Consider the following 13,669-nt stretch of genomic DNA (forward strand, 5'->3'; position numbering starts at 1 on the left):
GCTTCTAATCACGAAATTTCACGAAATTTTCACGAGGCGAAGCTTCGCACGATTCCGGGATGTTTCCATAGTGTCGGTAGGATATTTCTTAGGTGAGACAGATCGCCGCTGGTCCAGAACTGCGCGGGAGCAGGTTTCCGGTCGGCCAACAGGTTGCGCTCGCCCAATAAGCGCTTGAGCTGCCGTGCCACTGCGGCGCCAGTATCAATGAGGATGACGCTCGGCGGCAGCATTTGCGCAAGCATCGGTTTAAGGAAGGGATAGTGGGTACAACCGAGGATGATGGTGTCGCAACCGGCACTGAGCAGGGGGTCGACGTAGCACTGTAACAACTGGCGCAGGGCCGGGCTGCTCAGGTCGCCGGTTTCAATCAGCTCAACCAGGCCTGGGCATGGCTGGGTAATCACGCGCACGTCGGTGGCAAAACGGTCGAGCAACGCCGCGAACTTGGCGCTTTGCAGGGTGCCGGTGGTGGCGAGCACGCCGACCACTCCACTGCGGGTCGCGGCGGCAGCGGGTTTGACGGCGGGCTCCATGCCCACCAACGGCCAATCGGGGTAGTCCAGACGCAGGTCGGCGACGGCGGCCACCGTCGCCGTGTTGCAGGCAATTACGAATGCCTTGGCGCCCTGCTCGCGGAAAAACGCCGCCACCCGCCGCGAACGCTCGCGAATAAAGGCCGGAGTTTTCTCGCCATAAGGGATATGCCCGCAATCGGCGACGTAGAGCAGCGACTCGTGGGGCAATAGTTGCTGGATTTCCTCCAGCACCGACAGGCCACCGACACCGGAATCGAACACACCGATCGGCGCATCCTTACCCATGGCGAGTCCCGCAGACACTGCAGCCAGGGTCGCGCTTGACCCGCAGCTCGCGGAAACGCGTGGTCAAGGCATCGATCAGCAATAAACGCCCGACCAACGGCTCGCCAAAACCGGCCAACAGCTTCAGGGCCTCCAGGGCTTGCAGGCTGCCGACCAAGCCCACCAGCGGCCCGACGACACCGGCTTCGCTGCAGGTCAATTCGGCGTCGCTGCCGTGCCCATATAAACAGTGGTAGCACGGGCTGTCGGCGCGACGGGGGTCAAACACTGACAATTGCCCTTCCAGACGAATCGCCGCGCCGCTGATCAACGGCTTCGCGGCGGCGACACAGGCGGCATTGACCGCCTCGCGGGTAGAGAAGTTGTCACTGCAATCGAGCACCACATCCACTTGAGCCACGGCTGCGGCCAGCGAATCGGCATCCAGCGCGGTGCGATGGGGCACCAGTTGGATGTCGGGGTTGATCGCGCGCAAGCGACGCATGGCCGAGTCGACTTTGGTCTGCCCGACGCTGTCGGTGTCATGGATGATCTGGCGTTGCAAGTTGGTCAAGTCGACCGTGTCGAAATCCGCCAAATGCAACTGGCCAACGCCCGCAGCGGCCAGGTACAGCGCCACCGGCGCGCCCAGACCGCCAAGGCCGACAATCAGGGCACGGCCGTTTTTGAGGCGCAATTGCCCGTCAATGTCGACATGCTGCAACAGAATCTGTCGGCTATAGCGCAACAGCTCCTGATCGGTCAGCACGGCCGGCGCCCTAAGGTGATACGTTCGTGCCCGCCAAGGTCGACGCGGCTGTGCACTTGCTCAAAACCTTGGCTCTGCAACAGGTCGCGTACCGCAGGGGCTTGATCGTAACCGTGCTCCAACAGCAACCAGCCACCCGCATTCAGGTGGGCGGGCGCGTCTTGGATGATCAGCCGCAGGTCATCCAAACCATCATGGCCCGCCACCAGGGCGCTGGCGGGCTCGAAACGCACGTCGCCGGCCACCAGATGCGGGTCGTTGTCGGCGATATACGGCGGGTTGCTGATGATCAGATCGTAGGAGTGCCCGTGCAGGGCGCTGAACCAATGGCTGTTGAGTACCGTGGCGTTATTCAAGTGCAGACGCTGGCGATTGCGCTCGGCCAGGGCCACCGCTTCCAGCACACGGTCGACCGCGGTCACTTGCCAGGCCGGTCGCTCACTGGCCAGGGCCAGAGCAATCGCGCCGCTGCCGGTGCCCAGGTCAAGCACGCGGGCGGGCGTGGCCGGCAATAATTCCAGCGCCGCCTCCACCAGCATTTCGGTCTCGGGACGCGGGATCAGCGTGTGTGGCGCCACTTCAAGGTCGAGTTTCCAAAAGCCTTGCTGGCCGAGAATATAAGCCACCGGCTCGCCCGCGCGGCGGCGTTGCAGGTAGCCGGCAAACGTCAGCGCGTCTTCGCTACTGACGATTTTTTCCGGCCAGGTGTGCAGATAGCTGCGCGATTTACCCAGGGCTGCGGCCAGTAACAATTCGGCGTCCAGGCGCGCGGTGGGCGAATCCGGCAGGTCGGCGGCGCGCAACAGGCTGGCGATGATGGTCATTTATTCACCTATGGCCGCTAGTTGATCGGCCTGGTATTCGGCGAGCAACGGCTCGATCACCGCTTCAACGCCGCCGGCGAGGATTTCGTCCAGGGAATACAGGGTTAGGTTGATTCGGTGATCGGTCACCCGTCCCTGGGCGAAGTTGTACGTGCGAATGCGCTCGGAGCGGTCGCCCGAGCCCACCAGCAGCTTGCGCTCAGTGGCGATCGCATTGGCGGCGGCGCTGGTCTGCTGGTCATTGAGCTTGGCCGACAGCCAGGACATGGCACGCGCCCGGTTCTTGTGCTGGGAGCGCTCTTCCTGACATTCCACCACGATGCCCGACGGCAAGTGGGTGATACGGATGGCCGAGTCGGTCTTGTTGACGTGCTGGCCGCCGGCACCGGACGAACGATAGGTATCGATGCGCAAGTCGGCCGGGTTGATCTCGATGGCTTCCTGTTCATCCGGCTCGGGCAGCACGGCGACGGTGCAGGCCGAGGTGTGGATGCGGCCCTGGGACTCGGTGGCCGGCACCCGTTGCACACGGTGCGCGCCGGACTCGAACTTCAGCTTGCCGTAGACATTGTCGCCTTCGACGCGGGCGATGACTTCTTTAAAGCCACCGTGTTCGCCTTCGTTCTCCGACAGGATCTCCACACGCCAGCCGCGACGCTCAGCGTAGCGCGAGTACATACGGAACAGGTCGCCGGAGAAGATCGCCGCCTCGTCGCCACCGGTGCCGGCGCGGATTTCGAGGAACACGTTGCGTCCGTCGTTGGGGTCCTTGGGCAGCAGCATGCGTTGCAGGTCGCCTTCCAGCTCGGCGAGTTTTTCCTTGGCCTCGCGGACTTCTTCCACGGCCATTTCACGCATGTCCGGGTCGCTGTCTTTGAGCAGTGCCTGGGCGCCTTCGAGGTCGCCCTGCACTTTCAGCAGGTTCTTATAAGTGGCGACCACGGGCTCAACTTCGGCGTATTCCTTGGAATAGGCACGGAAATTGGCTTGATCGGCGATGACCTCGCCATCGCCGAGCAAGGCGGTCAGTTCTTCGAAACGGTCCTGGAGCACGTCCAGTTTATTGAGCAGTGACGCTTTCATTGCGGTTTTTTATCCGAAGAGCTGTCTGACGCGCCCTCTCCGAGGGCAAAAAGTTCCTGGGCCATGGCCAGCGCATCGAGGCGGCCTTCGGCGGTCAATTTCTTAAGTTGCACACTGGGTGCATGCAGCAATTTGTTGGTCAGGCCACGCGCCAACTGCATCAACACCTCTTCGGCGCTGCTGCCATTGGCCAGCAAACGCTGGGCCTTGATCAGTTCTTCGTCGCGCAGGCGTTCGCCCTGCTGACGATACGCCTTGAGCACGTCCACCGCCGCCAGTTCACGCAAGCGCACCATGAAATCTTCGGCGCCGGTGCTGACCATTTCCTCGGCGGCCTGGGCTGCGCCCTGACGAGTCTTGAGGTTTTCGGCGACCACTTCGTGCAGATCGTCGACGCTGTACAGATAAACATCGTCCAACTCGCCGACTTCGGGCTCGATATCCCGAGGAACGGCGATATCCACCATGAAAATCGGCTTGTGCTTGCGCAGCTTCAGCGCGCTCTCAACCGCGCCTTTGCCCAGGATCGGCAACTGACTTGCGGTGGAGCTGATGACGATATCGCTGCGCACCAGTTCGGCCGGGATATCCGCCAGCAGCACCGCATGGGCGCCGAACTGTTCGGCCAGGATACTGGCGCGCTCCAAGGTACGGTTGGCCACCACGATACGCTTGACCCCCAGGTCGTGCAGGTGACGAGCGACCAAGGTGATGGTTTCCCCGGCGCCGATCAGCAGCGCCTGGCTGCGCTGCAGGTCACTGAAAATCTGCTTGGCCAGGCTGACGGCCGCGAACGCCACGGACACCGGGTTTTCGCCGATCGCCGTGTCGGTGCGCACCTGCTTGGCGGAATTGAACGTGGCCTGGAACAGCCGACCCAGCAACGGACCAACGGTGCCGGCTTCGCGCGCCACGGCGTAGGCGGATTTCATCTGGCCCAGGATCTGCGGCTCGCCCAACACCAGCGAATCGAGACCGGCCGCCACACGCATCATGTGACGAACTGCCGCATCCTCTTCATGCACATAAGCACTGGCGCGCAGCTCGTCGAGGCTCAAATGGTGATAATCGGCCAGCCAGCGCAGGACGACATCCGCAGAGAGATGTTCCTGTTCTATATAAAGCTCACTGCGATTGCAGGTCGAAAGGATCGCAGCTTCGCGACTGTCGGTGAGCCGGCAGAGCTGCTGCAAGGCTTCAACCAACTGCTCAGGCGTAAACGCCACGCGCTCGCGCACGTCTACAGAGGCAGTCTTGTGGTTAATACCGAGTGCGAGGAAGGCCATTCAATATCGCTGATGATGTCGGGAAGCCGGCGATTGTCCTACTTCGAAAGATTCAGAACAACCACCGTCGTCTATTGTCCCTATACCTTGTGCCTATAAAAGACACGCACTGAGACTCGGTTATGTTTGGCCGAAGGCTTGTGTCATGATGATCCGACCGCAGGTTAGTCGTCCTCTTCCTATATGAATAGATCTTCCGCGTTGCTCCTTGCTTTTGTCTTCCTCAGCGGCTGCCAGGCCATGGCCCCCGTGCAGCCGGACGGTACGCCGCCGACAGAAGACAGCACCCCCGCCCCTGAAAAGCCCAAGGTTTACTCATCGTTCAGCGAAGAAACGGTGTACAGCCTGCTGACCGCGGAGCTGGCCGGCCAGCGCAATCGCTTCGATATTGCGCTGGATAACTACGTGACCCAGGCCATCAATACGCAGGACCCGGGGATCTCCGAGCGCGCGTTTCGCATCGCCGAGTACCTGGGGGCTGATCAGGCGGCGCTGGACACGTCGCTGATTTGGGCGAAAAACGCCCCGGAGGACTTGGAAGCACAACGGGCGGCGGCTATTCAGTTGGCGCGGGCCGGGCGCTATGACGACTCCATGGTGTATATGGAGAAAGTCCTGCAGGGCAAGGGTGACACCCATTTCGACTTCCTGGCGCTGTCGGCCGCCGACACCGACCAGGACACCCGCAATGGCCTGATGAACAGTTTCGACCGACTGCTACAGAAGCACCCGAAAAACAGCCAGCTGATTTTCGGCAAGGCCTTGCTGCTGCAACAGGATGACGAAGCCGAAGCAGCGCTGAAGCTGCTGGAACAAAACCCGCCGGATGAGGGGGAAATCGCTCCCATCCTGCTGCGCGCACGCTTGCTGCAGAATCTCAATCGCGGCAAGGAAGCGATTCCCTTGCTGGAAAAAAGCATCAAGAAATACCCGGAAGACAAGCGCCTGCGCCTGACTTACGCACGTATGCTGGTGGAGCAGGACCGCATGGAGGACGCCAAAGTGCAGTTCGCCAATCTGGTCCAGCAATATCCGGACGACGATGAACTGCGCTACTCCCTGGCCCTGGTATGCCTGGAAGCCAAAGCCTGGGACGAGGCCAAAGGGTACCTGGAAGAGCTGATCGCCCGGGAAAGCCATGTGGATTCCGCGCACCTGAACCTGGGCCGCATTGCCGAAGAGCGCAACGACCCACAGGCAGCCCTGCTCGAATACGCTCAGGTCGGCTCCGGTAACGATTACCTGCCGGCCCAACTGCGCCAGGCCGATATCCTGATGAGCAACGGCCGCACCGATGAGGCGGAAAAACGCCTGGCCGCCGCGCGGGATGCCGAGCCGGACTATGCCATCCAGTTGTACCTGATTCAGGCTGAGACCTTATCGGCCAATAGTCAGGGTGATCGCGCCTGGAAAGTGCTGCAACAAGCCTTGTTGCAATTCCCCGACGATTTGAACCTGCTGTACACCCGCGCCATGCAGGCGGAAAAACGCAATGATTTGGCGCAGATGGAAAAAGACCTGCGCCTGATCATCAAGCGCGACCCCGACAACGCCATGGCCCTCAACGCCCTGGGTTACACCTTGTCCGATCGCACCACCCGCTACGACGAGGCCAAGGCGCTGATCGAACAAGCGCACAAACTCAATCCGGAAGACCCGGCCGTCCTCGACAGCCTCGGTTGGGTGAATTACCGCCTGGGTAACCTGGATGAAGCCGAACGCTTGCTGCGCCAGGCGTTGGAGCGCTTTCCCGATCAGGAAGTCGCGGCCCATTTGGGCGAAGTGTTGTGGGCCAATGGCAAACAGCGCGAAGCCCGTCAAATCTGGGAAAAGTTCCTCAAGGAACAACCCGAAAGCCCCATCCTGCGCAGCACCATCAAGCGCCTGACCGGATCCGAGACCCTTTAAATTTATGTTTTTGCGCCACGTTATAGTGTTCAGTCTTATCGCCTTGCTCGCCGGTTGCGCGGGCTTTGGCGCCCGCGAATCCGTTGAAGGCCAGGGCAAACCGGCGCAATGGAAGCAGCACAAGAGCCAACTGGCCAGCATCGATGGCTGGCAGATCGAAGGCAAAGTCGGCGTACGCGCGCCGAAAGATTCCGGCAGCGGCACGCTGTTCTGGCTGCAACGCCAGGACTACTACGATATTCGCCTCTCGGGCCCACTGGGCCGAGGCGCGGCGCGGCTGACCGGGCGTCCGGGCCAGGTGAGCCTCGAAGTGGCCAACCAGGGGCGCTACGAAGCGACCTCCCCGGAAGCTCTGCTGGAAGAACAGATTGGCTGGAAACTGCCGGTGTCTCATCTGGTCTGGTGGGTGCGCGGTTTGCCCGCACCAGACAGCAAGAGTCGCCTGAGCCTTAACGGCGACAGTCGTCTGGCCACCCTTGAACAGGATGGCTGGCAGGTTGAGTACCTCAGTTACGTACAACAGAACGGCTATTGGCTGCCCGAACGCATCAAATTGCACGGCACGGACCTGGACGTCACGCTGGTGATCAAGGACTGGCAACCGCGCAAATTGGGGCAATAACGTGACCGCAGAAAAACTGACCCTGCCCTCTCCGGCCAAACTCAATTTGATGCTGCATATTCTCGGACGCCGTGAAGACGGCTACCACGAGCTGCAGACGCTGTTTCAATTTCTCGATTACGGCGACGAACTGACCTTCGCCGTACGCGACGACGGCGTGATCCAGTTGCATACCGAATTCGAAGGCGTGCCCCACGACAACAATCTGATTGTGCGGGCCGCGAAAAAACTCCAAGAGCAATCCGGCAGCTCACTGGGCATCGACATCTGGATCGATAAAATTTTGCCCATGGGCGGAGGGATAGGCGGTGGCAGCTCGAATGCCGCGACTACCCTGCTGGGCCTGAACCACTTGTGGCAGCTCGGCTGGGACCATGATCGCCTGGCTGCGCTGGGTCTGACGCTGGGGGCCGACGTCCCGGTTTTCGTACGCGGGCACGCGGCTTTTGCCGAAGGCGTAGGGGAAAAACTGACGCCTGTAGAGCCTGAAGAGCCATGGTACGTCGTGCTTGTCCCGCAAGTATCTGTAAGTACAGCAGAAATTTTTTCAGATCCGCTGTTGACACGTAACTCTCCTCCCATTAAAGTGCGCCCCGTTCCCAAGGGAAACAGTCGAAATGACTGCTTACCGGTTGTAGCAAGGCGTTATCCAGAGGTACGTAACGCTTTGAATTTGTTAGGTAAATTTACCGAAGCAAAATTAACCGGAACTGGAAGTTGTGTGTTTGGGGGCTTCCCAAACAAAGCTGAAGCTGATAAAGTCTCGGCCCTTCTTACAGAGACCCTTACAGGGTTTGTAGCAAAGGGAAGCAACGTTTCGATGTTGCATCGCAAGCTGCAAAGTCTGCTCTAAAAGGAATCGAGTACTGGGTACTCGTTGCAACAGATACAGGGGCGTCGCCAAGCGGTAAGGCAGCAGGTTTTGATCCTGCCATGCGTTGGTTCGAATCCAGCCGCCCCTGCCATTTTCCTATACTCATCCAGGTTACCCTCAGCCTCTAGGTACTGCGCGTGTCCAAGATGATGGTCTTTACGGGGAACGCTAACCCCGATCTGGCTCGACGTGTCGTACGTCAGCTGCATATCCCTCTCGGTGACATCTCTGTCGGTAAATTCTCCGACGGCGAAATTACAGCCGAGATCAATGAAAACGTCCGCGGTAAAGATGTCTTCATTATTCAGCCGACCTGCGCTCCGACCAACGATAACCTGATGGAACTCGTCGTGATGGCTGATGCCTTCCGCCGCTCCTCAGCGACTCGAATCACAGCTGTAATCCCTTACTTTGGTTATGCCCGTCAGGATCGCCGTCCGCGTTCCGCACGTGTGGCTATCAGCGCGAAAGTCGTGGCTGACATGCTGACCGTGGTAGGCATCGACCGTGTTCTCACGGTTGACCTGCACGCTGACCAAATCCAGGGGTTCTTCGATATTCCGGTAGATAACATCTACGGCTCCCCCGTTCTGGTGGATGACATCGAAGACCAGCGCTTTGAAAACCTGATGATCGTGTCCCCGGACATTGGTGGCGTCGTGCGTGCACGGGCTGTTGCCAAATCCCTGGGCGTGGACCTTGGGATCATCGACAAACGCCGTGAAAAAGCCAATCACTCTGAAGTGATGCATATCATTGGTGATGTCGAAGGGCGTACCTGTATTCTGGTTGATGACATGGTCGACACCGCCGGCACCCTGTGCCACGCGGCGAAAGCCTTGAAAGAGCACGGTGCGGCTAAAGTCTTCGCCTACTGCACACACCCTGTGCTGTCGGGCCGAGCGATCGAGAACATCGAGAATTCTGTGCTGGACGAACTGGTGGTGACCAACACCATCCCGTTGTCCGCCGCCGCTCAAGCCTGTGCGCGTATCCGTCAATTGGATATCGCACCGGTCGTTGCCGAGGCGGTTCGCCGTATCAGCAACGAAGAATCGATCAGCGCGATGTTCCGTTAAGGGTTCCCCCTTCGTAACAAAGCACTGACGAAAAGCGCCCCGCCCCAGCATTGTGTTGGGGCGGGGCTTTTTTGCCCATATCGAGTCTGGCGCTGGTCGCAAACGCCGCTCGATGATGGCTATTTTGGAGATACAAAATGACTGAATTTACTCTGAACGCTCAAGCGCGTACTGACCTGGGGAAAGGTGCGAGCCGCCGCCTGCGTCACGCCGCCAACATTCCTGCTGTTGTATACGGCGGTAGCAAGCCTGCTGAATCCGTGACCATCCTGGCCAAAGAAATCGCCAAGCTGTTCGAAAACGAAGCTGCCTACAGCCACGTTATCGAGCTGAACGTCGACGGCACCAAGCAGAACGTCATCGTTAAAGCAATGCAGCGTCATCCTTCCAAGCAGTTCATCATGCACGCCGACTTCGTTCGCGTTGTTGCTGGCCAGAAACTGACCGCTATCGTGCCTGTGCACTTTGTTGGTGAAGAAGCTCCGGTCAAGAAAGGCGGCGAGATCTCTCACGTCCTGAACGAAATCGAAGTGACCTGCCTGCCGAAAGACCTGCCTGAGTTCATCGAAGTCGATCTGTCGGCTCTGGAAATCGGCGCCATCGTTCACCTGTCCGACATCAAGGCACCAAAAGGCGTTGAGTTCGTTGCACTGGCTCACGGTGATGACAAAGCAGTTGCCAACGTACACGCTCCACGCGTTGCTCCAGAAGCTGAAGAAGGCGCTGCAGAGTAATTCACTCTGTCTTGCCGGAGCTTGAGGAAACATCGCGGACCGAAACGTAGCGAGAAAGCGGGCGATAACGCGGCGTTTACTCTTGAGTAAATGATCTTTGTCGTCCACTTTCGCCGCATGCAGGTCGCGGCGATGTTATCCACAACTCCAAAGGAAGGGCCCCTGTCGTGACTGCCATTAAACTGATCGTTGGCCTGGGAAATCCAGGCGCTGAATACGAACAGACCCGGCATAACGCGGGGGCCCTTTTTGTTGAGCGCATCGCCCACGCCCAAGGTGTAAACCTGGTGGCCGATCGCAAATATTTCGGCCTGACCGGACGCTTTTCGCATCAAGGTCAGGATGTTCGTCTGCTGATTCCCACCACTTACATGAACCGCAGCGGCCAGGCTGTCGCGGCGCTTGCGGGCTTCTTCCGGATCAAACCCGAAGAAATCCTGGTGGCCCATGACGAGCTGGACCTGCCACCCGGCGTCGCCAAGCTCAAACAGGGCGGCGGGCATGGTGGTCACAATGGCCTGCGCGACATCATCGCGCAGTTGGGCAATCAGAATACCTTTTACCGCCTGCGGCTCGGCATCGGCCATCCGGGCGTTGCCAGTATGGTTTCAAATTTCGTCCTGGGTCGTGCGCCACGCGCCGAACAGGAAAAACTCGATGCCAGCATCGATTTTGCCCTCGGCGTGCTGCCGGATATCCTCGCCGGTGAATGGAACCGTGCGATGAAAAACCTGCACAGCCAGAAGGCCTGACTCTTACCGAGGGGAAACACCATGGGATTCAATTGCGGCATCGTCGGCCTGCCCAACGTCGGCAAATCCACCCTGTTCAACGCCCTGACCAAGTCCGGTATTGCGGCGGAGAACTTCCCCTTCTGCACCATCGAACCCAACAGTGGCATCGTGCCTATGCCCGATCCGCGCCTGGACGCATTGGCGGCCATCGTCAATCCCAAGCGCATCCTGCCGACCACCATGGAATTCGTCGATATCGCGGGCCTGGTAGCCGGCGCGTCGAAAGGCGAAGGCCTGGGTAACAAGTTCCTGGCCAACATCCGTGAGACCGACGCCATCGCCCACGTGGTCCGCTGCTTTGAAGACGAGAACGTGATTCACGTCTCCAACAGCGTCGACCCGAAACGCGACATCGAGATCATCGACCTGGAACTGATCTTCGCCGACCTCGACAGCTGCGAAAAACAACTGCAGAAAGTTGCGCGTAACGCCAAGGGCGGCGACAAGGATGCCGTGGTCCAGAAAGGTCTGCTGGAGCAGTTGATCGCCCACTTTACCGAAGGCAAACCTGCGCGCAGCCTGATGAAGAACATGGGTGCCGACGAGAAAGCCGTGATCAAAGGCTTCCACCTGCTGACCACCAAGCCTGTGATGTACATCGCCAACGTGGCTGAAGACGGCTTCGAGAACAACCCGCTGCTCGACGTGGTCAAGGCCATTGCCGACGAAGAAGGCGCCATGGTTGTTCCGGTCTGCAACAAGATCGAAGCGGAAATCGCCGAACTTGAAGACGGCGAAGAAAAAGACATGTTCCTTGAGGCCCTGGGCCTGGAAGAGCCTGGCCTGAACCGTGTAATCCGTGCCGGTTACGAAATGCTCAACCTGCAGACCTACTTCACCGCCGGTGTCGAAGAAGTCCGCGCCTGGACCGTCAAGGTCGGTGCCACAGCACCACAGGCTGCCGGTGTGATCCACACCGACTTCGAAAAAGGCTTTATCCGCGCTGAAGTGATCGCTTACAACGACTTCATCCAGTACAAGGGTGAAGCCGGTGCCAAGGAGGCTGGTAAATGGCGGTTGGAAGGCAAGGAGTACATCGTTAAGGACGGTGATGTGATGCACTTCCGCTTTAACGTATAAACGTCACTTGTAATTCATTCATAAACAAAAGGCCGATGCATTGCATCGGCTTTTTTGTGGGCGACCTTTTAATTGGAAAACCCCACCTGCAAAAATTACATATTCTCAGATATTTCCTATTTATCACGCTCACACCTCTCTCTCATTAAGCATCGCGTAACTTATCGTCCAATAGAAAGTCACTTTCCTACACCACTTTCCTCTTCAGAGGCTCAAAGACTAATGACAACTTCTTTAATCTACGCTCTACTGGTGACCGCAGGCATAATATCTTTTTAATAATGAAGCCATAGCGAGAAGGGAATATCTTCCAATGTCGGCTACCTTCAACATGGAAAATGAAACGGCCCTTTCACTCATCGAAGGCCCGGACATTGAAAATACTTTAAACAACACAGCCACTCTCAACATAGACATTTTGTTGCTGGGGGAAACCGGTACTGGCAAGGATACGCTAGCACAACGAATTCATCTTCTATCGGGCCGGCGAGGCAACTTTGTCGCCGTGAACTGTGCGGCCATTCCGGAAAGCCTCGCGGAAAGCCAATTGTTTGGTGTAAACAGCGGGGCCTATACCGGGGCGATACAATCCAGGGCAGGTTTCGTCGAGGCTGCCCACCTAGGCACGCTCTACCTCGATGAGATCGACAGCATGCCATTGAATCTTCAAGCCAAGCTGCTACGAGTGCTGGAGTCGCGAGGCGTCGAGCGCTTGGGATCGACCCGCTTTATCCCGGTGGACATGCGTGTCATAGCCTCTGCACAGCACTCGCTGCACCAAATGGTCGAGCACGGCACGTTCCGTCGTGACCTGTATTTTCGCCTGAATGTTGTCCATATCCAGCTTACGCCGTTGCGGGACAGGCGCGAGCGCATCATCCCGTTGTTCTTGGAGATGATCCGGCAGGAAGCCAGCTATTTTAATTGCTCGGCCCCGCTGCCCTCTGATGGATTGCTGCAACAATTGCTGCACCACCCGTGGCTGGGCAATGTTCGCGAGCTGCGTTCGACGGCAAAACGCTTCGTGCTGGGACTCACACCGCTTTCCATTCCCATGAGCAACTTGGCGGTTGCCCAGACGAACCTGAAGGCACGTCTGCAGCAAATTGAAAAAGCACTGATTGAGGAGTCGTTGAGTCGCCACGAGCACTGTGTAGATACCGTCGCACTGGAGCTGGGGGTTGCAAAGCGCACGTTGTACTACAGAATTAAGCAACTGGAGATAGCGCTCGCATAACGTCGTTTTCGCCCCTATCCACTCAGATCTTTTCAAAAACTTTCGGCAATTCCAACCCCAATTTAACGCTCATCAGGCCTTCACGCTAACATCTATTGACTTGTTAATACTTTCAGAGCCCAGACACACACTTTGAAATATTCAGCCGTTAAACAAATTGGAACGTTTTAGTCGGGCTAGCCACCTAGTCATAGCCAGGCTCGAACCCTCCTTAAGTAATTTAAAGAGGCGCCAAAGTACCCTTCGACAGCCGGCAACCATATCAATTTTTATGTCAATGAAACCGGAGACTCATCATGAGTAGTGCAATTGGTTCTGGATACAGCTCGTCAGCAAGTCTTTACAACAACTTGTCACAAAGTCTGAACAAAGATGCCGGGGACATCGGAGGTGGTGGAAGTGCTGGCTCGGCGAGTGATCGTGCAGCAGCGGTCGCCGAGGCGACTTTCAAGGAAAGCTTGAAAGCGAAGATGATCTCAGGTCTGTATGCCGCGGCTAAAGAAATCCGCTCATAAATAGGCGACCTCCCCCCGGCTCTTCAGTTGGAGGGGAGGTTCTTATGTCCCTAGGTCGTGA

The 13,669-nt window shown here is 58.1% G+C and carries 14 protein-coding genes and 1 tRNA gene; 10 read left to right on the forward strand and 5 right to left on the reverse strand.

All coding sequences use genetic code 11. The annotated features are described in order from the left end of the window. Positions 1–29: 29 nt before the first annotated feature. The 5 genes from murI to hemA are packed head-to-tail and all read right to left on the reverse strand — an operon-like array spanning position 30 to position 4,765. The gene (gene murI, locus ACFZPT_RS19350) at positions 30–824 is read right to left on the reverse strand and encodes a glutamate racemase (RefSeq protein ID WP_034111688.1); all 795 of its coding nucleotides are present in this window, start codon (positions 822–824) and stop codon (positions 30–32) included. Further along, positions 817–1,572 carry a molybdopterin-synthase adenylyltransferase MoeB gene (locus tag ACFZPT_RS19355; RefSeq protein ID WP_034095788.1) on the reverse strand — a complete coding sequence of 252 codons (756 nt, stop codon included), beginning with the start codon at positions 1,570–1,572 and terminating at the stop codon, positions 817–819. Before ACFZPT_RS19355 ends, murI begins: the two co-directional genes overlap by 8 nt. Continuing rightward, positions 1,566–2,396 carry a peptide chain release factor N(5)-glutamine methyltransferase gene (gene prmC, locus ACFZPT_RS19360; RefSeq protein ID WP_034095787.1) on the reverse strand — a complete coding sequence of 277 codons (831 nt, stop codon included), beginning with the start codon at positions 2,394–2,396 and terminating at the stop codon, positions 1,566–1,568. Before prmC ends, ACFZPT_RS19355 begins: the two co-directional genes overlap by 7 nt. After that, positions 2,397–3,479, reverse strand: coding sequence for a peptide chain release factor 1 (gene prfA / locus ACFZPT_RS19365; RefSeq protein WP_184336763.1), 1,083 nt, complete (start codon positions 3,477–3,479; stop codon positions 2,397–2,399). After that, entirely contained in the window at positions 3,476–4,765 is a 1,290-nt protein-coding gene (hemA, locus tag ACFZPT_RS19370) for a glutamyl-tRNA reductase (RefSeq protein WP_034095785.1), read from the reverse strand. Before hemA ends, prfA begins: the two co-directional genes overlap by 4 nt. Before the next feature lie 183 nt (positions 4,766–4,948). On the opposite strand from hemA, the gene ACFZPT_RS19375 reads away from it, so the two are divergent. From ACFZPT_RS19375 to ACFZPT_RS19420, 10 genes are all read left to right on the forward strand, one after another. Further along, on the forward strand, positions 4,949–6,673 hold the full coding sequence (locus ACFZPT_RS19375; RefSeq protein ID WP_099313227.1) for a tetratricopeptide repeat protein: 1,725 nt from the start codon (positions 4,949–4,951) through the stop codon (positions 6,671–6,673). A 4-nt stretch (positions 6,674–6,677) separates the two neighbouring features. Next, on the forward strand, positions 6,678–7,295 hold the full coding sequence (gene lolB / locus ACFZPT_RS19380) for a lipoprotein insertase outer membrane protein LolB (protein ID WP_099313228.1): 618 nt from the start codon (positions 6,678–6,680) through the stop codon (positions 7,293–7,295). A gap of 49 nt (positions 7,296–7,344) precedes the next feature. After that, positions 7,345–8,148, forward strand: coding sequence for a 4-(cytidine 5'-diphospho)-2-C-methyl-D-erythritol kinase (ispE, locus tag ACFZPT_RS19385; RefSeq protein ID WP_219730105.1), 804 nt, complete (start codon positions 7,345–7,347; stop codon positions 8,146–8,148). A gap of 37 nt (positions 8,149–8,185) precedes the next feature. Further along, positions 8,186–8,260: transfer RNA gene (locus ACFZPT_RS19390), tRNA-Gln, on the forward strand. Positions 8,261–8,306: 46 nt separating this feature from the next. Next, entirely contained in the window at positions 8,307–9,248 is a 942-nt protein-coding gene (locus tag ACFZPT_RS19395) for a ribose-phosphate pyrophosphokinase (RefSeq protein ID WP_003171603.1), read from the forward strand. 137 nt (positions 9,249–9,385) lie between these two features. Then, complete coding sequence (locus tag ACFZPT_RS19400; protein WP_034095781.1) at positions 9,386–9,982, forward strand: 50S ribosomal protein L25/general stress protein Ctc; 597 nt, start codon at positions 9,386–9,388, stop codon at positions 9,980–9,982. Between the two features lie 167 nt (positions 9,983–10,149). Further along, a complete protein-coding gene (gene pth, locus ACFZPT_RS19405) occupies positions 10,150–10,734 on the forward strand; it encodes an aminoacyl-tRNA hydrolase (RefSeq protein ID WP_034095780.1) in 585 nt (194 codons plus the stop codon). A gap of 21 nt (positions 10,735–10,755) precedes the next feature. Next, positions 10,756–11,856 carry a redox-regulated ATPase YchF gene (ychF, locus tag ACFZPT_RS19410; protein ID WP_034095779.1) on the forward strand — a complete coding sequence of 367 codons (1,101 nt, stop codon included), beginning with the start codon at positions 10,756–10,758 and terminating at the stop codon, positions 11,854–11,856. A gap of 313 nt (positions 11,857–12,169) precedes the next feature. Next, positions 12,170–13,093, forward strand: coding sequence for a sigma 54-interacting transcriptional regulator (locus ACFZPT_RS19415; protein ID WP_099313229.1), 924 nt, complete (start codon positions 12,170–12,172; stop codon positions 13,091–13,093). A 296-nt stretch (positions 13,094–13,389) separates the two neighbouring features. Continuing rightward, complete coding sequence (locus ACFZPT_RS19420) at positions 13,390–13,608, forward strand: hypothetical protein (protein ID WP_143506543.1); 219 nt, start codon at positions 13,390–13,392, stop codon at positions 13,606–13,608. Positions 13,609–13,669: the final 61 nt, after the last annotated feature.

This window comes from Pseudomonas sp. MD330_10 (assembly GCF_042610415.1).
GTDB classification, from domain to species: domain Bacteria; phylum Pseudomonadota; class Gammaproteobacteria; order Pseudomonadales; family Pseudomonadaceae; genus Aquipseudomonas; species Aquipseudomonas rhodesiae.

What these genes read in the sequence shown, in the direction of transcription:
- murI (WP_034111688.1), bottom strand. Translation starts at nt 824, where the DNA reads ATGGGTAAGGATGCGCCGATCGGTGTGTTCGATTCCGGTGTCGGTGGC.
- prmC (WP_034095787.1), bottom strand. Translation starts at nt 2,396, where the DNA reads ATGACCATCATCGCCAGCCTGTTGCGCGCCGCCGACCTGCCGGATTCG.
- prfA (WP_184336763.1), bottom strand. Translation starts at nt 3,479, where the DNA reads ATGAAAGCGTCACTGCTCAATAAACTGGACGTGCTCCAGGACCGTTTC.
- hemA (WP_034095785.1), bottom strand. Translation starts at nt 4,765, where the DNA reads ATGGCCTTCCTCGCACTCGGTATTAACCACAAGACTGCCTCTGTAGAC.
- ACFZPT_RS19375 (WP_099313227.1), top strand. Translation starts at nt 4,949, where the DNA reads ATGAATAGATCTTCCGCGTTGCTCCTTGCTTTTGTCTTCCTCAGCGGC.
- lolB (WP_099313228.1), top strand. Translation starts at nt 6,678, where the DNA reads ATGTTTTTGCGCCACGTTATAGTGTTCAGTCTTATCGCCTTGCTCGCC.
- ispE (WP_219730105.1), top strand. Translation starts at nt 7,345, where the DNA reads ATGCTGCATATTCTCGGACGCCGTGAAGACGGCTACCACGAGCTGCAG.
- ACFZPT_RS19400 (WP_034095781.1), top strand. Translation starts at nt 9,386, where the DNA reads ATGACTGAATTTACTCTGAACGCTCAAGCGCGTACTGACCTGGGGAAA.
- ychF (WP_034095779.1), top strand. Translation starts at nt 10,756, where the DNA reads ATGGGATTCAATTGCGGCATCGTCGGCCTGCCCAACGTCGGCAAATCC.
- ACFZPT_RS19415 (WP_099313229.1), top strand. Translation starts at nt 12,170, where the DNA reads ATGTCGGCTACCTTCAACATGGAAAATGAAACGGCCCTTTCACTCATC.
- ACFZPT_RS19420 (WP_143506543.1), top strand. Translation starts at nt 13,390, where the DNA reads ATGAGTAGTGCAATTGGTTCTGGATACAGCTCGTCAGCAAGTCTTTAC.